The sequence below is a fragment of the Nostoc cycadae WK-1 genome, from assembly GCF_002897135.1.
Classification (GTDB): domain Bacteria; phylum Cyanobacteriota; class Cyanobacteriia; order Cyanobacteriales; family Nostocaceae; genus Nostoc_B.
In genome coordinates this window covers 136,212-155,382 of the sequence record NZ_DF978435.1, presented here as the reverse complement: position 1 = coordinate 155,382, position 19,171 = coordinate 136,212, and the positions used below count along the sequence as shown (strand labels likewise).

Genomic DNA, 19,171 nt, shown 5'->3' with positions numbered 1-19,171 from the left:
CGGGTTATCCCTTGTTCGCAACTTGCCCTTTGGGGACGAAGAATGTAGGGTTATCGGTTAACGTCTCCACCATCTCCGGGGACTAGCGGGTTCAATTCCCGCACCCGCCTTTATCGTCGAATTAAGTATTTCTCAGGGAAGGCAACTAAATTATTTGGCTTTTAAGAGAGACCTTCAATTTCATCATCAGTCCTTTGAACATTAACATCTAGTTTCATTGCTTCATACAGTTCACGGGCTTTTTTCCAAGCATCCTTAGCTTTTAATATTTCACCTAGTTCTTGTAAGGCTAATCCTAAATTAAACCAACCATTAGCCTCAAATCGGCGATGCCCAAATTGACGCGCTATACCTATTCCTTGCTTAAGGTATTTAATTGCTTTTTCATTTTCACCTAAAGAGCGATAAGCATCACCTATATTAATCAAAGCTCCAGGATCATCTTGACCATCAAAAAAAACCTTTTTTATTGCTTGTGATGCCTTGTAATATTTAATAGCTTTATGATAAGCACGTTTTTCCAAGTAGATAATACCCAAATTATTCAAAGCATTAGCTTTAAATTCGTGATGCTCAATATTTAAGGCACGAATTGCGCCCTCTCGTGTATATTTCAAAGCCTGCTCATAGTTTTCTAAATCAATGTAAGCAAGACCAATATTGACTAGACAGCCAGCTTCCATTGCAAAATCACCAATATTTCGTGCAATTTTTAGAGACTCTTGATGGTAGGCAATAGCTAACTTGTATTCTCCCATCCAATAATAAGAATCACCTAAACAAGTAATAGCAGTCATAAATTCCCATAGTTCTGGTTGGCTAGGTTGCCATCTATGCAATAAATTTTTATATAGACTAGCTCGTACTATGTTATAACCACGTAAACTTAAAAAGTTATCAATGCTATTGTCATAATCATCACCACTGAAAATCGTGTAGAAAGCTTGATTAAACTCTTCCAGTTCGCAATATTGGTAAAAAACTTCAAAGTATGCTTTTAAATCGTCTAATGTTTCACAATTAATTAAATCTGGGAGGCTCGACTCATAGTAACTAATTACTTTTCTTCGTAATAGCTTTGAATGATTACCTACTTTTTGTTTAACATATTGTAATACAAGAGGATGAAATTGATACTGCTTTTCATCTTTGAAATAAATTTCTTCTAAGAGAGAGTAATTTGTTAGTTCATAAAGTGCTTTTTTAATTTTGTTAAGATTATGAGAAGTATTCTCTTGTGAGAAAACTACTAAAGCCTCATCTCGATTAAAATGAGGGCTTGAGTAAACACTAAGATTTAATAAAAGTTTTTGTAATTCTGGAGTTAATCGCTGATAATGTTGTCCTAATAAGTAGACGCATCGCATCCTTTGCTGATCGCGATATTCACCCTCTACTTCTTCAAATAACTGGTCAAGCTGCTTCAGTCCAAGCTGGTCTGCTTCTTGGATATTGGTATTCTCTCCTAGATAAGCAGCTACAAACCTCAATAAAGTAGGATGTCCATTAATATATCTTGTAAAATCTTTCAACTCTACATCACTACCTTTGATTCCTAATTCTTGTAGTAATCGAGTTCCATCTGTTTCTAGTAATCCCTGAAGCCATAGCCAGCGGCAACTATCTCGCATAATGAAGGGGACAATTTGGCTAGTTAGCAGCAGCTTACTATTAGATCCACACCGTAGCCACTGCTGGAAAAAATCTCGATAAACTCTGTCAAAATTTCTTTCTGCATCTAGTAATGTCTCTAAATTATCGACGACGAGCAAACACTGTTTTTGCTTCATAATCTTAAGTAAGTTATTAATTAACTGCTCTATTTCACAGAGTTTGGTTAATTCTAATATTTCTCCTGTTAATGCGCTCAAGACATTCTGTGCAAACACTCTAAAGTCTGGCTTACGGCTAACATCAGCCCAGTATTTCGCCTCAAATCCCTCAGATTCATAAACTTTAGCAGCTAACCATGATTTACCTATACCACTCAAACCCTGAATACCAAGAGTATTGATGCTACTATCGGCAAACCAATCTGTAATTTGCTGAATTTCTTTGCTCCGTCCTTGCCAGTTTTTTAGGTTTGGTGGGTAGCAATTTAAATTGGCAAAAGAAATGGAAGAATATTCGCTCTGTTGTATTCCTTGTTCAATCTTTAGACTCTTATTTATAATATGTAGTTTCTGAGAATTCAAGGCTGTGATCGCATCTTCACGCCCAACAAAATCAGCATTTTTAGCACTAGTGTCTAGAGTTTTCTCTATTTCATCTTTATTATCTGTATGGAGATCGGCTACTTCTTGCCAATCCAAATTCAGCTGGAAGCAAATTTCTTTAAAAACTTTATGGTTAACTGTTTTCCCCTTAAGAAATTTTCCAATTGGCTGGCGAGTGCGCAGATCAACTTCACTGGCGAATTCTTCTTGCGTCCAACCTGTGCTTTGAAAAGCTCTTTTTACTTTTTCTAGTTTGTCTGGAGAAACTCTTAGTGATTTCATTACCATAGTTAATTACCAGTCTATGTCATTTTGAAAAACTAGAATTAAAAATCATACCTAACTAATACCCAAACTCATACATTTCAAAGACTTTACTCCTACTTAATCTTATACACGAACCCTCGAAGCTAGTTGATGTAGTAATTCACAAGCCACAACTTATGAAATCCATCTACATCAACGGGCAATGCTACTATCAAGGTGATAATGGTGTTCTTCTTCCTGCTGTCACTACAGTTTTAAAAGCCACACAGTCGCCAGAGTCTCTCAAAGCACTCTCTCAATGGCGTAACAAAGTTGGCGAAGCAGAAGCAAATAAAATTGCTGCAAACAGTCGTCGTCGAGGAAATGCTTTGCACAAGTTGATTAAAGAATATATGCCAGGCTACTCACCTCAACCTGATAACAGTTTTATTCAGCCTTACTGGGATAGTGTTCAATCTGTGCTAAAGGAAATTGATGATATTAAATTAGTTGAGCAAGTTGTACCTAACTATGTTGAATGTTACTCCGGAAAGGTTGATTTAGTAGCACGTTACCAAGGTATTCCGCACACAATTGAATGGACTACAGCCGAGGAACCAAAACGTAATATTGATAAACTTTATGATAAGCCTTTACAGTTAGCTGCTTATACTGGTGCAGTAAATCGATACTATAGCGATCGCCTCTTTCAATCCAAAATAAATCACGGTCTGATTGTTGTAGCTTTGCCAGATAAAGAAGCCCAAATTTTTCGATTAAACCGCACAATGCTAATTGAAAATTGGTATGGGTGGATGAATCGGCTCAAGTTTTTCCAAAGTATCATTGCTGCATAGACGTGCGATCGTTAGTATTGATTCAAGGTTTATATTACAAAGTTTCTGCTGAACCTCCTAACCAAGGCGTAGTAGGTAAGTCTGAATTATCATTTTGCTGCCAGGTGTTAATATCTTGAGAAATTGCTAATTTCTCAAGTATTGCTAACACCTCAGATGCTGATTGATAGCGCTGTTTTAAATCATCAAGTACCATTCTGCACAATATTTCAGCTAGAGCATCACTGACAACTACCTGATTTTTCCATTGCCATTCGCCATCTTCATTTCTATCCATTTCATGGGGTGGAATCCCAGTTAAGGCACGAATGCCAATCATCCCGATCGCATAGATATCACTACTGTATTGTGGACGACCAAAACATTGTTCATTGGGTGCGTAACCTCTTGTACCAATGCCAATTGTAAACGGGGCTTGTTCGGAATTTTCTATTTGTGGTATTGAAACTTCTTTTACCGCACCAAAGTCAATCAATACTAACTTGTTATCTGTATGTCGGCGGATGATATTGCTTGGTTTAATATCTCGGTGAATCACACCATTCTCGTGAACAAAGACTAAGATTTGTAATAGTTCTTTGATAATGGCAATGACTATAGTTTCTCTTAAACCTTGACCTGATGGTAGTTCTTTAATCAAGGAATGACCCACTACATATTCTTGAACTAAATAAAACTCATCCTCTTGTTCAAAATAAGCCAGTAATTGCGGAATTTGCTGATGAGTTCCTAATCTTTCTAGAGTTGCTGCTTCTGAGTTAAATAAACGCCTAGCAAGTTCTAAACCTTTGGATTGGGGGTTGGCTGGTTTTAGTTGCTTGACAACGCAATTTGGATAACCAGGACGGTGCATATCTTCAGCAATATAAGTTTCGCTAAATCCACCTGAACCGAGAACTTTGACAATTTTGTAGCGTCCGGCGAGGATTTTGCCTGATACGGCTAAATCCCTTTTCTGGAGTAAGTCTTGTAAGTCGTTTTGTTGGCTGATAATTTCTTGGACAACTGGAGAGGTTTTATATTTTTGAAAAATTGTGACTAATTGGCGTGTTCTCAATTTTTCTCTAGCGACTTCTATTCCCAGATAAGATAGTCCATTAACAGCGATCGCCATCATTGGTATAGCCGTTGGGAAAATTAACTGACCATATATAAAGCAGATATAGCTAGTTCCTCCCCAAATGCTGGCTACGGCAAAACTGACCAAAAATCGTTGGAGATTGTTCTTGGTTCTATTGACGATGTAGACTGTAGCGCCAACTAAAATCAGCACAAACAACCCTTGTAAAACTGAACTAGAAATTGCCGGGGCGATCGCTTTATTCTGCATTAAAGTGGCGATCGCATTGGCGTGAATTTCTACACCAGCCATACGTTCCGACATATTGGCAGCCGCTACTGGGTGATAATCATTGTTTAGTTTGTCTGTAGAGCCAATCAAAACTATTTTGTCTTGAAAAACTCTGCCTTGCTGCAAATAGTTATTCCAGTTTTGTGCATCAAGGACATACCACAAAGAAATCTGCTCAAAAGTCCCCGCTGTCCCCCAAAAATAAATGCGATCGCCTTTTGGCTGAGAATATTTGATTTGCGCTGCACCTAAAACAGCTTCATCAAAGGAAGGCGCTTTCTCTATTAACATCCCATTAGCAGCTAATAGCTTGGGAAATTCACTGGCTAATTTGTGAACTTTACCGTCTGCTTCTAAAGGGAAATTGACTGAACCAATGGACACCCCGCCGACTTGAAACATCTCTTGAGGTAAAGTCAGTTGGGTGAACGTACCTTGATGGGTGGCAAAATTTTCATAAAGTGCGGCTAAGGTAACTTTACTGCCATATTTTTTTAATACAGCTTGCATCTGGCGATCGTCCTCACTACCATAACTGCTGGGTGTGTCGAAAACTACATCTAACGCAACAGACTTTGCTCCCGCTTGCATTAACTTTTCGATAATCTGGGCGTATGCAGCACGTTTAAACGGAAAAGATTTCAGTGGTTCTAGGTAGGCATACTGGTGTGGATTTGATTTATAGTACTGTTCGGGAAGTGAGATTGACTGGTCATCGATTGCCAAAATCACGATATCTGCTGGTAGTGCGTTCGTCGTTCGCGTAGCGTCTCGAAGAGAAGACGTTGCCAAAGGTATCGCGCCCCGCAGTTGAAAAAACGCCGAAAATATCTGACTCTCCATCAAATTAACCCAGCCCACACCAGAAGCAGTCAGCAATGTTGCCCCAATTGTGGACGCAGCCGCCAAAAAATAACTCACACGAGCTACCAGCTTAGACTGTGATGCTGTTAGAGTTACTTTTGTGGGTTTGCCAGATGCTGTATTGGCAGTAGATAGATGTTTTTTGCTGACGGTAGATGTAGGTTCTTCTGCCATATCGTGTTAATAATTGGTTTACGTACAACTTTATTTACAGCAGAATTCAGAAGTCTGAATTCAGAATTCTGAATAAAAATAGGCTCTCTATCTAGCTTTGAAAACTAAATTGTGTACTTCACTCACTGGCAATCTGTTGGATTTAGTCTCCTTTCTGGTAAAAAATATTGAAATAAAACTTAAATGAAAATCTTATACATTTGTAATCTATGTTTTATGACTCTGCACAGTTTACTGAACGAACCTGAATTTGGCAGGCTTTCAACCTGGCACAGACTGACTTATTTGCTGAGTGAGTTTTAGCAGCGCTTGTTTCTTCTCTAGAGTGAAACCGAGGAAATTCTCATCTCACAGGTGCAATTTTTTTTAATATCTCGCTGAAACTTGATTTGAGAGTGTAAGAGTATAAAGGTGGAGAAAATAGAAAATTTTGCCTTTGTTTCTTGCTTTCCACTCCTGAGTTAAAAATCTACTGTTGTCAGGATATACCCATTCTGCATTGGATTGCAGCGATATTTTCACGTCTGAAGACACAATGTGAGCCTCCTAAAAATTATTATTATCCAGGAAGCTTTGTTGAAAAAGACTTCAGCCTGTTGTGTCCAGGTCTCATGTGCGAAAAAGGCTACCATGTTGTTAACAGTAAAACCTATATGTGGATTAATATACTTGAAATCTCCCCTTCACTTCGCTGTTTCCTCTACTTTTTACATTTGCCCTAACAGATAACTTTACTTAACTCAACTGTATTCATATATGAGCATCAGCCAATATCCTCCTTTCAGACATATACCTTACCTCTTTAGGAGTAAAATTGACAGTTATATAACTAAGAATGCTGTTACTCAGTCAACTTTATTGGTAGATTTTGATCATCTGACCTATTTATATAGTGCTAGAGGTTAAACTATCGAACACCCAGCAGCTTGGGTTTATGTTTGCGTCAAATTTATGCTTTGAAAGAGGTAAGATAAAGGCTATACATGAGGAACTAGTTCCCCGCTATTAGCTAATTTATGATTTAAGAGTTGCTATAATCTATTGTTCAATCTAAATTCATTGCTATATATTAGGTGTAAATTTTTATGGGTTCCCCTATGAATCGTCTGTCTATTTTTGTAGACGGAAATAATATGTTCTATGCTCAACAAAAAAATGGCTGGTTTTTTGACCCACGACGAGTATTAGAATATTTCAAACATGAGCAATCAGAAACAACTTTGATAAATGCCTTCTGGTACACTGGCTTAAAAGACCCACAAGATCAACGAGGTTTCCGAGATGCTCTCATCAGTCTAGGATATACAGTCCGAACGAAAATTCTTAAAGAATATTATGATGACACTTCCGGTCGCTATTCACAAAAAGCTAATTTAGATATAGAAATCGTCGTAGATATGTTTAATACTGTAGACCAGTACGACCGGGTAGTTTTATTTAGTGGTGATGGGGATTTTGAAAGAGCTATTGAATTATTACGATCTAAAAATACACATATTACAGTAGTGTCTACAGAAGGGATGATCGCCAGAGAACTGCGTAATGCTACGGATAGATATATAGATTTAAACGATATTAGAGACCAAATAGAAAAAGTAGATGGTCAAGTGCCTTAGCAATAATTATTTACAAAAATAAGAGTAAAACAACTAAGGTTGCAAATATTTAAAATAAAAGAACTACACCTAAACCAAAAACCAAAAAGATGAATAAACCAGAGCGAATTATCATTTTTGATACTACACTCCGAGATGGCGAACAGTGTCCAGGCGCAACGTTGAATATAGATGAAAAGCTGGCGATCGCCAAACAATTAGCCCGCTTAGGTGTGGATATAATTGAAGCAGGTTTTGCTTTTGCAAGTCCAGGAGATTTTGAAGCAGTTAGCAAAATAGCCCAAACTGTAGGTACAGAAGAAGGCCCAGTAATTTGTAGTTTGGCTAGAGCTAGACACGACGATATTAAAACAGCCGCAGAAGCAATTAAAGGGGCAGCACGGGGCAGAATTCATACATTTATTGCTACATCTGATATTCACCTGCAATACAAACTGAAAAAAACAAAATCAGAAGTAATAGCGATCGCCGAAGAAATGGTCGCTTATGCTAAGACTTTTACAAATGATGTCGAATTTTCTCCGGAAGATGCGGGACGTTCTGATCCAGAATTTTTGTATCAAGTATTAGAAAGGGCGATCGCCGCTGGTGCAACTACTGTTAATATTCCTGATACCGTTGGTTACACAACTCCTAGCGAATTTGGTGCATTAATTAAGGGCATTAAAGAAAATGTACCTAACATTGATCAAGCAATTATCTCAGTTCACGGACATAACGATTTAGGTTTAGCGGTTGCTAACTTTTTAGAAGCAGTCAAAAATGGCGCACGCCAATTAGAATGCACCATCAATGGTATTGGTGAACGCGCAGGTAATGCGGCCTTAGAAGAATTAGTCATGGCCTTGCATGTCCGTCGTCAATATTTCAATCCTTTCCTTGGAAGACCAGTTGAATCTGAAGAACCATTAACTAATATTGACACCCGACAAATTTATAAAACCTCCCGTCAAGTTTCGAGTTTGACAGGAATGCTGGTACAACCAAATAAAGCAATTGTCGGCGCAAATGCCTTTGCCCATGAATCTGGTATCCACCAAGATGGGGTATTAAAAAATAAACTCACCTACGAAATTATGGATGCCCAATTAATTGGGTTAACAGACAATCAAATTGTTCTGGGCAAACATTCCGGTAGAAATGCTTTCCGCACCCGCTTGAAAGAATTGGGTTTTGAATTATCAGAAACTGAATTAAACAAAGCCTTCGTTAGATTTAAAGAAGTTGCTGACAAAAAGAAAGAAATTTCTGATTGGGATTTGGAAGCAATTGTCAATGATGAAATTCAACAAGCTCCCGATTTATTCCGTGTCGAATTGGTGCAAGTTTCCTGCGGTAGCAACGCCTGTCCCACCGCTACAGTTACCCTCCGCACCCCCAATGGTGAAGAGTTAACTGATGCAGCCATTGGTACTGGGCCAGTAGATGCAGTTTACAAAGCAATTAACCGCGTTGTGAATGTACCCAACCAATTAATTGAATTTTCTGTGCAGTCAGTAACCGCTGGGATTGATGCAATTGGGGAAGTCACGATTCGTCTGCGCTATGAATCAAGAGTGTTTTCGGGTCATGCAGCCAACACAGACATCATAGTTGCATCCGCGCAAGCTTATGTTAATGCGTTAAATCGTCTTTACGCATCCTTGCAAACTAAAGAAAAGCAAGAAGAAGTTACGGCATAAAAGGTGAAGAGATTTAATCAAGGGGTGTGAGATGTAAGTGAGCAAAACCTCTACACCCCTACCCTGTTGTAGGATAAAGGTAAACTTTTGCTGCGATGATTCCACGTTTGACAGTTCCTCACTTGGAAAATGGCGATCGCCGAGAAGTTATTCAATCACAAATCAACTTTGACGCTGAAACTTTTACCTTCTGTGCAGCAACAATTGGCAATCCCCACTGTGTTATTCCTTTAACTGAGGTTAATTCTGCGATCGCCAAAAAGTACGGGCCAATATTAGAAATTAATCCCCTTTTCCCAAATCGTACTAATGTTCAATTCATGCAGGTTCTAAATCGCAACACCATCAAAATTGAAATTTGGGAAAGAGGTGCTGGCTACACTTTAGCTTCAGGTAGTAGTAGCAGTGCGGCTGCGGCTGTTGCCCATAAACTTGGTTTATGTGATTCTACAATTACCGTACAAATGCCTGGCGGAGAAATTTTAATTCAAATTAACGACGACTTTAATATCTCAATGACAGGTTCAGTCACGAAAGTTGCCCAAGGAGAATTATCCGCAGAAATAATGAGTTAATCAGTAGCAGACAATTAAAATTAAATCATAGTGAAATTACTGAAGCTGATGTTAAATAACAGCAGGTATATTCATACTAACCTCATATTCAATGTGGAAAACCAAGGGCGCATCTACTATTTCTCAACATGAATCAACCCGTAACAAAATCTTGGCAGGATGTTCTTGCAGCCTTCCAAAAAATTTGGGGTTACGAAGATTTCCGCCCACCGCAGGGAGAAATAATCAGCACTTTATTAACACAAAAAGATGCACTGATTATTATGCCAACAGGCGGAGGTAAATCAATTTGTTTTCAATTGCCAGCATTATTACAAACAGGATTAACATTAGTAGTTTCTCCCTTGGTAGCACTGATGGAAAACCAAGTAGAAGAACTGCGTCAACGTCATCTGAGTGTAGCACTTTTGCATAGTGAATTACCTTCATCTCAACGCCGTGCAACGCTGCAAGCAATAGAAAAACAAAAATTACGATTACTTTATTTATCACCAGAAACTTTATTAAGTCCGCCAGTTTGGGAAAGATTATCTCAGCCACAATTGCAAATCAACGCCTTAATTCTTGATGAGGCACATTGTTTAGTGCAATGGGGGGAAACATTTCGACCAGCTTACCGCAGATTAGGGGCGGTGCGGCCTGCATTACTCAAATCAAAACCACCAGGAACGAAAATTAGTATTGCGGCTTTTACTGCTACCGCAGACCCTTTAGCCCAAAATATTATTCAAACAGTTTTACAATTACAAAAACCTGAAATTTTTCGCCTTAATCCTTATCGTGCTAATCTGCATCCTAGTGTTAGTATCGCTTGGACACCACAAGGCAGAAAACAACAGTTACTCCAGTTTATCGAAAAGCGATCGCCACAAGCAGGCTTAATTTATGTTCGCACCCGTCGAGATAGTGAAGATTTAGCCGCATGGTTAACCCAGATAGGTTATGCTACAGCCAGTTATCATGCTGGTTTAGGTGCAGCCGAACGCCGTGCAGTTGAAGCCAGTTGGTTAGGTGGTAAAATTCCTTTTGTGGTTTGTACCTGTGCCTTTGGAATGGGGATAAATAAGCCAGATGTGCGTTGGGTTATCCACTATCACGCCCCACATTTGCTATCTGAATATGTGCAAGAAATTGGCCGTGCTGGCCGAGATGGTAAACCAGCCGAAGCACTAACATTAGTGAGTGAACCTACAGGATGGTTAGATTCCGGGGATAAACAAAGACAACAGTTTTTTGCTGATAAAATGCGATCGCAACTGCAAACAGCACAACAACTAGTCAAAAAACTGCCAAAACAAGGCGATATTAATACAGTAACGCGACAATTTCCTGATGCAGCTGTCGCACTTGCATTACTCCACAGCAGCGGACAACTAAAATGGCTCGATCCTTTCAATTACAAAATTGAATCAAATGTGCAGAAACAGCCAACCACACAACTGCAAGCTGTCAAACAAATGCAGCAATATTTAACAACAAAACAATGTCGTTGGCAGTTTTTATTAAATGCCTTTGGTTTTTCTCAAGATGCTGCTAATTGGCGTTGTGGACATTGCGATAATTGTAAAAATTATATTTATAGAAAATAATTTATGAAATCTTTGGAAAAATATTAAGGTAATTTAGAAGTTTGTTTTGGGCAATAATATTGTTTAGTTGAAGCACAGTTATCTATTTGATTACGAAAATTATCCATTATTCCTATTATCTGTATATGCAATTCATCATACTGTTCTTCGTCAATATCAAGATAATTTCCATGAGCAATCATATTGCGTTTTTTGAGTAATCGTTCATCTATTAGCACTTCTTTAGATTCATAAAAGCTATAGTTTAGCCCTAGCATACAGACTATTTCTTTAAATACTGATGAGGATAAATTAGATGTCGCAATTCTATTTTCGTATTTTATAATACTTCGCTCTGTTAGCTTGTCCATAAAAAACTCTGCGACTTCGTTATAAATAGTTGCCTTATTTGTTTGACTAGCTTGATCTAATTTATCTTTCATTGCTAATGCTACAAAATTATTAGAAAGTTGATTATAAGGTAGACTCTGCATCGCAACAAATTCTAAATAACTATTGGCTGCAACTTTGATAAATCCTTCCAAATGTGCATACAGCATTGTAACCCCACTACGAAGTAATGCTTTTTGTTTTCCAGATGAGAATGACTTTAAATCAATCATAGCTTTCAATGCTGAAAGCTCTATTTTTCGCCATGCTAGTTCTGCTGCTAATTTATCACTTAGCTGTTCTAAGGTACGTATTTTCATAATTATTGGAACATCTGGCGACCAAAGGGTACTAGTCTTGGTACTCTTCGCTGTGCTGTAGTTCCTGAACCTGACCAACTTGTGTATTCAGAACTTGTCCAGATTGTTTTGATTTTTTCTCTTATATCAATGTGCGATTGAGATAAATTTTGGTAGTTATAACCAATCCCTAAAGCAATTACTTCATACGCAGATACTAAAAACCCTCCTAAAAACTTATCTTTGCTAGGTGAATATCTACGAAAACTATCACTTCCCATTTGTTCATACAAAATTTCAAAAGTTTTACTAAATGAATCTTCTTCTTCTTCATAATTAAACTCTTTGTTTTTAGCCATTTCTACCATTTTTTCGGTTAGAAAACCACTTAAATCATTACCTATTTTTCTCATTTCTCTTTCTTCAAGAGTACGAAATACTAAAAACCTCAACAATAGTTCCATATCATATTGTTCTTCAACTGGTCGATCACTAAGTGCTATACACTCTCTAAACATTTCATTTTGACTTAATTTTTTCATCCAATGGAACATTTCTCTATTAAACATTACAAGGATACAATTTCTTACTTCTTGTGGAGTAGCTATTGAACCACCAGTATTTAACCTTTGGAATAATTCATATTTTGCAATTTCGTCACTTTCTTTTAAAAGAATAGTTGCATCTATTTTTGCTCTTTTAATTAATAAACGTTGAGCTTGTGTCAAAGAATTTCCTGGATCATCTGTATCTTCCCATTTTTTACCTTCTAGATTTGGCAAATATTTAGTTTTTTCAAGTGTTAATGAATCAAGGGTTTCTTGATTTTCATTCTTTAATTTTCCAACAAATTCATATATTGTAGATAGCCTTTGGAGACCGTCTACAACATCCCAAACTCCATCTTCACGTTGAGAAACAAAAATCGGTGGAATAGGTATTCCAAGTAAAATAGACTCTATTAATCTTGTTTTTTGGCTATTAGACCAACGAAAAAATCTTTGAAACTCAGGATGTATATCAATTTCTGCATTTTCATATAAGCTTATCCATTCCCCTATAGACATTGAATAGTTATCTGCTCGTATCTCTTGCCTCATTTTGTCAATTTCTTCTTGAAGTCCCATATTTTTACTCCAATATCATTTATTTGAAAGTATTGTCAGCTTATTTCTAGGTTGAATAATTTAACTGTTTTATTACAGCCAAAGGTAAAATTTCTAGTTTTGCTAAAACATGAAAAACTTCAAAAGCCTGCATTTGCAGGCTTTGTCTGTATAATCCTAGGGCAATTGTTGACTTATCACAAAAGTCTTAATGTATCTTTGAAAATCAAATCCTAAAACTGCCGCAAAAATCTTAAATCACTGGCATACAAACGGCGGATATCATCGATTTGATGTAACACCATTGCAAAGCGTTCTACGCCAAAACCAGCAGCAAACCCAGTATAAATTTCTGGGTCGTAGCCTACAGATTTAAGCACATTTGGATCAACCATACCGCAACCCATTACTTCCAGCCAGCGCCCATTCCACTGCAAATCTACCTCAGCCGAAGGTTCGGTAAACGGGAAGTAACTAGCACGGAAGCGAATTGGCAAGTCACCAAACATCGCTTGTAAAAACATCTTGACTGTGCCTTTGAGGTCTGTAAAAGTCAGTCCCTCATCAATGGCTAAAAGTTCTATTTGATGGAAAACGGCAGAATGCGTCGCGTCTACATTATCGCGCCGATAAACTCGCCCTGGTGCGACCACGCGAATTGGTGGTTCTTCTTTTTCCATATAGCGGATTTGCACTGAGGAAGTGTGAGTCCGCAGTAAATTACCATCTGGTAGGTAAAAAGTATCCTGCATATCACGGGCAGGATGGTCAGGTGGAGTATTCAGGGCTTCAAAATTGTAATAGTCGGTTTCCATTTCTGGCCCTTGAGCTACGGTGTAGCCCATACCGACAAAAATATCCAACGCGCGGTCAATAATGCCGTTGAGGGGATGGATGCGACCTTGGGGGCGAAAAATTCCTGGCATCGTCACATCTAAGGTTTCTGCTTCTAGTTGCGCTTGAATTTGTGCGGCTTCTAAAGCAGCACGTTGCTTATCTAGACTAGTTTGCAGGGACTCTTTAACTGTATTGGCGATCGCTCCAATTTTAGGACGCTCCTCTGCACTCATCTGCCCCATACTGCGTAACAACGCCCCTAATTGCCCTTTTTTACCCAGATAATTCACTCTGAGTTCCTCTAGACGTTCTAGGGTATCAGCAGCAGCGATCGCATTTTCTCCTTCCTGCTGTAATGCTAAAAGTTGAGTCTCTAAATTGCTAGTCATTAGTTAATAGTCAATAGTCAATGGTCAATAGTCAATGGTCAATAGCAAGCAGCTTGAACAAAGGACAAATAAATTGATTTCTTTCTACCAGTTTAGAGGCGATCGCGCTTAGGAGGATTTTTTTCTTTTGTATTTGTGATGTCAAACATTGACAATTGACTCTTAACTGTTGACTATTGACTATTGACTATTAACTAATGACCCATGAGATTACTCATTAGTAATGATGACGGTATCTTTGCCTTGGGTGTTCGTACCCTAGCTAATTGCTTGGCAGAAGCCGGCCATGATGTAACTGTAGTTTGTCCTGATCGAGAGCGCTCGGCTACCGGACATGGACTTACTTTACACCAGCCAATTCGCGTTGAAATTGTTGAATCCATGTTTCATCCTACAATCAAAGCTTGGGCTTGTGATGGTACACCTTCCGATTGTGTAAAATTAGCACTCTGGGCTTTATTAGAGTCGCCTCCAGACTTAGTGCTTTCTGGCATTAACCAAGGTGCCAATTTGGGTACGGAAATTCTCTATTCTGGTACTGTTTCAGCAGCGATGGAAGGTGTGATAGAAGGTATTTCCAGCATTGCTTTTAGCCTAACTAGTCATCTCTACAAAGACTTTCAACCAGCTGCTAAGTTTGCCAAAATTTTGGTTGAGCAACTAGCAGCCAAACCTCTGCCAGATTTAATGTTACTGAATGTTAATGTGCCGGCGGTGAAGTGGTCAGAAATTGCTGGGGTCACTTTTACCAGACAAGGAGTCAGGCGATATGTTGATGTATTTGATCAGCGCATCGATCCCCGAGGTAAAACCTACTACTGGTTAACCGGAGAAGTTTTAGAAGATGTAGAACCCCCAATCGGTTTAAACTTACCGCAAAATATCCCCATTGATGTGCATGTAATCAAGAAAAACCAGATCAGTATTACGCCGTTGCAATACAATCTTACCTACGCAACAGGACTGGATAAATTATCCCACTGGGAAATCCCTTTAAAATAAGTATTATTATATACACCTGTACTCTAGGCAACTACATAATGAGATTTATCCAAAAACTGGGAAAAATAAGTATGAGCATTTTAACTTACTGCCTACTACCTCGAGTTTCCTGCCTTTAGCATTTTTCTTACCAGTTAAATGCGTCACAGAAAAATTTAGGTTATAAAGTAGGAGCGCTTTGATATTACTGATACATATAATGTGGGAAAAATTAAGGTAACTATTTTGCAGTATTTCTTGTACATTTACAAAATCTACTCCAAACAAGGTATGCTGTTTTACCAAGAAAAACATTCTCTACCAAATGTGGTAAAACAGCATAGACTTAACCAAACAAGTAACATTTCTGTTCTTGATCGCCCGCTCAGTCCAGCAAGCAACACCCATGTCTAGGATAGAGAACCAATTTACCGTACAATTTTGGGGTGTTCGTGGCAGCATCCCCAGTCCAGGGCCACACACCGTCCGTTATGGCGGTAATACCCCTTGCATTGAGATGCAAGCGGGCGGTAAACGCTTAATTTTCGATGGTGGTACAGGGCTGCATGTTTTGGGACAATCTTTATTGCGCCAAATGCCAATAGAAGCTCATCTGTTGTTTACTCATTCCCACTGGGATCACATGCAGGGGTTTCCCTTTTTTGTGCCTGGGTTTGTCAGAGGGAATAATTTTCATATCTATGGTGCGATCGCTCCTGATGGTTCAACTATCGAGCAACGCCTCAACGACCAGATGCTTCACCCTAATTTCCCTGTGCCGTTGCAGATTATGCAGGCTAACTTGCATTTTCATGATGTCAAACCAGGGCAACCCATTCACATTAATGACATTACCATAGAAACGGCATCGCTGAATCATCCAGGTGAAGCAGTAGGCTATCGAGTTAACTGGCGTGGTGGTGCTGCTGTATATATCACCGATACGGAACATTTTCCGGACAGGTTGGATGAAAACGTTCTTTGGCTATCTCGCAATGCGGACATCCTCATCTACGATTGTACATACACTGACGAAGAATATTATTCACCAAAATCGCCGAAAATTGGCTGGGGACATTCCACCTGGCAAGAAGCGGTGAAAATTGCTAAAGCGGCTAATGTCAAAACGTTGGTAATCTTCCACCACGATCCTGCTCACAATGATGATTTTTTGGATGCGGTAGGAGAAGAAGCAGCTAAGGAATTCCCTGGTGCGATTATGGCACGAGAAAGAATGGTGCTGCAAGTTTCTACATCTGTTCCATTATCAGAATCTTTTCCTGTTAGTAAATTGTCTGGGTAAAGTTGCCTGTCAAGCAATTGTAGATTTTAGATTAGATTGGTGATCAAGAGCTATAAGCGCGAGATTGTACCTTATGAGGACACTGATAAAACTGGAGGACAAAGGTGTGGGTTCATTAAAGTTACAAATTGTACATCAAGAACTTACCCATAAAAACTCAAAATCAAAGGTTTGGGCAGTTCAGGAGTATTAGGTGTTCACAACCCTTATACCCTAATCATACCTATACCTTCACACAGCTTGTCTTTCTTTCATTGGTGTTTCATCAGGTTGCTTGTGACTCATGGCTAAATAAACCTCAAATTCCAGAATCTACGTGCTAAATTTGTCTCAAAATGGATGTTCTGTGTGGGTTGCGTCTTCAACCGCATCGGTTCTCAGGCCAACTACTGTTGCGCTGGGCAAATTTGATGGCGTACATCTTGGCCATCAAAGGGTAATTCAGCCGATTCTACAGCCAGCACCGAACAAAGCTGGGGAAATGGAAAGATGGGGAGATGAGGCTAATTCACCCCAGAAGTCGGTAACTCCCCAAGCACAAGAACTGACATACTCAACAGTTGTCACTTTTCGTCCCCATCCACAGGAATTTTTTACAGGAACACCCCGTACTTGGTTGACACCACTGGATGAAAAAGTTCAACAATTGCGATCGCTTGGGGTTGAACAGCTAGTACTATTACCCTTCGATAAAGAATTATCAGCTTTATCTCCTGAAGATTTTGTCGATAAAATTCTCGTGCAACAATTACAATGTCAGCGAATTAGTGTTGGGCAAGATTTTTGCTTTGGCAAACAACGCCAAGGTACTGCCAAGGATTTGCAATTACTTGCGGCCAATTACAATATTCCCGTTACCATTGTTCCCCTACAAACTCATACAGATAACCTTTCAGACAGTGGATTTGTCAGCCTTCCTCCCATTAGCACTTCCCTGATTCGCCAATGTCTCGAAAGCGGCGATATTAAAAGCGCCAATTTATGTCTAGGACGACCTTACACTCTCTTCGGTATTGTTATTCAAGGTCAACAACTAGGTAGAACAATTGGTTTTCCTACTGCTAATCTCCAAATACCCAGCGATAAATTTTTACCACGCCAAGGTGTTTACGCTGTCACGGTATCTATTTTGAGTGATATACCAGATGCAACTACACCACAGTTGATTTTGGGAGTTATGAATATTGGTAATCGCCCCACAGTCAACGGTACGAATTCATCTGTGGAAGTACATCTATTTGATTGGTCTGGTGATTTATACGGTCAGCAATTGGCTGTACAAATCATCGAATTTTTACGCCCAGAACAGAAATTTGCGTCTTTAGAAGCTCTGAAAAACCAAATTCAGCAAGATTCTACCATTGCTCGAAAAATTTTGAGTGGAGAATGCTAACTTCCAATAGTGAATTGGGAATACTGAAAATCAGGGAGTGGGGAATAAGGCATAGGTTATTCTCCATTCCAGTTCCTAATCGCCCATTCCTCAATTATTCTGTGGTGCATGAGAGAACAAATTGAAGCTTTAACCCAAAATCTAGCTCATACCATTGTCGGTAAAACCGAGGCAATTCGCTTGGTATTAGTAGCCTTGTTAAGTGGTGGTCATGCGTTATTAGAAGATGTACCTGGAGTGGGTAAGACTCTGCTGGCTAAATCTTTGGCGCGTTCCCTAGATGGTAAGTTTCAACGGCTGCAATGTACTCCGGATTTATTACCCACAGATATTACTGGTACTAATATTTGGAACCCAAAAACCGGTGAATTTACCTTTCTTCCTGGGCCAGTGTTTGCCAACGTACTTCTAGCTGATGAAATTAACCGCGCTACACCCCGTACCCAGTCAGCTTTACTGGAAGTAATGGAAGAAAATCAGGTGACAGTCGATGGTGTTTCTCGTACAGTTCCTCAGCCATTTTTTGTGATTGCTACCCAGAATCCAATTGAGTATCAAGGTACTTTCCCGTTACCTGAAGCGCAAATGGATAGATTTATGTTGTCTTTGAGTTTGGGTTATCCTTCTGCACAAGAAGAATTACAAATGCTGCAAAATCTCCAACAAAGGGCAAATGCGACTCAATTGCAGCCTTGTATTAGCTTGGCAGAATTGCAACAACTACGTCAAATCTGCTCCCAAGTAAAGGTAGAATCTTCTTTGCAAGAGTACATCTTAGAATTGGTACGAGCAACCCGACATGATGAAGAAATTACATTAGGTGTTAGTCCTCGCGGTACTGTAGCTCTACAAAAAGCTACTCAAGCTCTAGCATTTATTTCCGGGCGTGATTATGCAATTCCCGATGATGTAAAATTTCTTGTGCCTTACGTTCTCTGCCATCGCCTCATTCCCAGAGGAGGACGTAATGCTAGAACTATTGTAGAAAGATTATTGCGATCACTGCCTATTCCCTAACTCAAGCTATAATAAACTTCGATTCCCTTACCCTGCTTGAATTTGCCCGTGTTAGGATCACCAACAAATAAGGTGAATAGCAATGAAAGCGATCGAAGTAACTGGCAAAATTGACTCTGAAGGAAACTTAATTTTAGATCAGCCGATTCGGGAAATCACTTATCCTCATCAAGTGCGGGTGATTGTGTTAGTTCCAGAACCAACAGAAGTTGATCCTGATGATACGCCCGTTGAGGAAATTAAAGCCAGCTTAAAGAGAGCCTTACAGCAAGCTAAAACCAGGGCTGTTTCATTCCACAAGACGAAG

14 protein-coding genes and 1 pseudogene are annotated in these 19,171 nt (G+C 39.1%); 10 read left to right on the top strand and 5 right to left on the bottom strand.

Annotated elements, in window-relative coordinates:
* Nucleotides 1–161: 161 nt before the first annotated feature.
* Entirely contained in the window at nt 162–2,498 is a 2,337-nt protein-coding gene (locus NCWK1_RS21325; protein WP_187308203.1) for a tetratricopeptide repeat protein, read from the bottom strand.
* A gap of 161 nt (nt 2,499–2,659) precedes the next feature.
* Between NCWK1_RS21325 and NCWK1_RS21320 the strand changes: the two genes are divergently transcribed.
* Complete coding sequence (locus NCWK1_RS21320; protein WP_103126084.1) at nt 2,660–3,319, top strand: exonuclease; 660 nt, start codon at nt 2,660–2,662, stop codon at nt 3,317–3,319.
* 34 nt (nt 3,320–3,353) lie between these two features.
* Here NCWK1_RS21320 and NCWK1_RS21315 read toward each other — a convergent pair whose 3' ends face one another.
* Nucleotides 3,354–5,708 (bottom strand): CHASE2 domain-containing protein, encoded by a 2,355-nt coding sequence (locus NCWK1_RS21315; protein ID WP_103126083.1) that lies wholly within the window; start codon nt 5,706–5,708, stop codon nt 3,354–3,356.
* Between the two features lie 1,085 nt (nt 5,709–6,793).
* Between NCWK1_RS21315 and labA the strand changes: the two genes are divergently transcribed.
* From labA to NCWK1_RS21295, 4 genes and pseudogenes are all read left to right on the top strand, one after another.
* Nucleotides 6,794–7,324 carry a low amplitude/bright protein LabA gene (gene labA / locus NCWK1_RS21310; protein ID WP_015114631.1) on the top strand — a complete coding sequence of 177 codons (531 nt, stop codon included), beginning with the start codon at nt 6,794–6,796 and terminating at the stop codon, nt 7,322–7,324.
* Nucleotides 7,325–7,413: 89 nt separating this feature from the next.
* The gene (locus NCWK1_RS21305; RefSeq protein WP_096578767.1) at nt 7,414–9,006 is read left to right on the top strand and encodes a 2-isopropylmalate synthase; all 1,593 of its coding nucleotides are present in this window, start codon (nt 7,414–7,416) and stop codon (nt 9,004–9,006) included.
* 131 nt (nt 9,007–9,137) lie between these two features.
* A pseudogene (dapF, locus tag NCWK1_RS21300) lies at nt 9,138–9,581 on the top strand (diaminopimelate epimerase); the annotation flags it as partial.
* 128 nt (nt 9,582–9,709) lie between these two features.
* Nucleotides 9,710–11,170: a RecQ family ATP-dependent DNA helicase gene (locus tag NCWK1_RS21295; protein WP_103126082.1), complete on the top strand. Its 1,461-nt coding sequence runs from the start codon at nt 9,710–9,712 to the stop codon at nt 11,168–11,170.
* A 23-nt stretch (nt 11,171–11,193) separates the two neighbouring features.
* Here NCWK1_RS21295 and NCWK1_RS21290 read toward each other — a convergent pair whose 3' ends face one another.
* The 3 genes from NCWK1_RS21290 to pheS form a co-directional block, all read right to left on the bottom strand.
* The gene (locus NCWK1_RS21290) at nt 11,194–11,859 is read right to left on the bottom strand and encodes an MAE_28990/MAE_18760 family HEPN-like nuclease (RefSeq protein ID WP_096578773.1); all 666 of its coding nucleotides are present in this window, start codon (nt 11,857–11,859) and stop codon (nt 11,194–11,196) included.
* 2 nt (nt 11,860–11,861) lie between these two features.
* On the bottom strand, nt 11,862–12,965 hold the full coding sequence (locus tag NCWK1_RS21285) for a DUF262 domain-containing protein (RefSeq protein WP_096578775.1): 1,104 nt from the start codon (nt 12,963–12,965) through the stop codon (nt 11,862–11,864).
* Between the two features lie 212 nt (nt 12,966–13,177).
* Nucleotides 13,178–14,170: a phenylalanine--tRNA ligase subunit alpha gene (gene pheS, locus NCWK1_RS21280; RefSeq protein WP_096578777.1), complete on the bottom strand. Its 993-nt coding sequence runs from the start codon at nt 14,168–14,170 to the stop codon at nt 13,178–13,180.
* A 204-nt stretch (nt 14,171–14,374) separates the two neighbouring features.
* On the opposite strand from pheS, the gene surE reads away from it, so the two are divergent.
* The 5 genes from surE to NCWK1_RS21250 form a co-directional block, all read left to right on the top strand.
* Nucleotides 14,375–15,172, top strand: a complete 798-nt coding sequence (gene surE / locus NCWK1_RS21275) for a 5'/3'-nucleotidase SurE (protein WP_103126081.1) — start codon at nt 14,375–14,377, stop codon at nt 15,170–15,172.
* Between the two features lie 385 nt (nt 15,173–15,557).
* Nucleotides 15,558–16,454 (top strand): MBL fold metallo-hydrolase, encoded by an 897-nt coding sequence (locus NCWK1_RS21265; protein WP_096578783.1) that lies wholly within the window; start codon nt 15,558–15,560, stop codon nt 16,452–16,454.
* Nucleotides 16,455–16,770: 316 nt separating this feature from the next.
* On the top strand, nt 16,771–17,847 hold the full coding sequence (locus NCWK1_RS21260; RefSeq protein ID WP_103126079.1) for a bifunctional riboflavin kinase/FAD synthetase: 1,077 nt from the start codon (nt 16,771–16,773) through the stop codon (nt 17,845–17,847).
* Nucleotides 17,848–17,955: 108 nt separating this feature from the next.
* Nucleotides 17,956–18,864 carry an AAA family ATPase gene (locus tag NCWK1_RS21255; protein WP_096578787.1) on the top strand — a complete coding sequence of 303 codons (909 nt, stop codon included), beginning with the start codon at nt 17,956–17,958 and terminating at the stop codon, nt 18,862–18,864.
* 82 nt (nt 18,865–18,946) lie between these two features.
* Nucleotides 18,947–19,171 (top strand): type II toxin-antitoxin system RelN family antitoxin (locus NCWK1_RS21250; protein ID WP_103126078.1); only part of this gene is annotated, 225 nt, incomplete at its 3' end.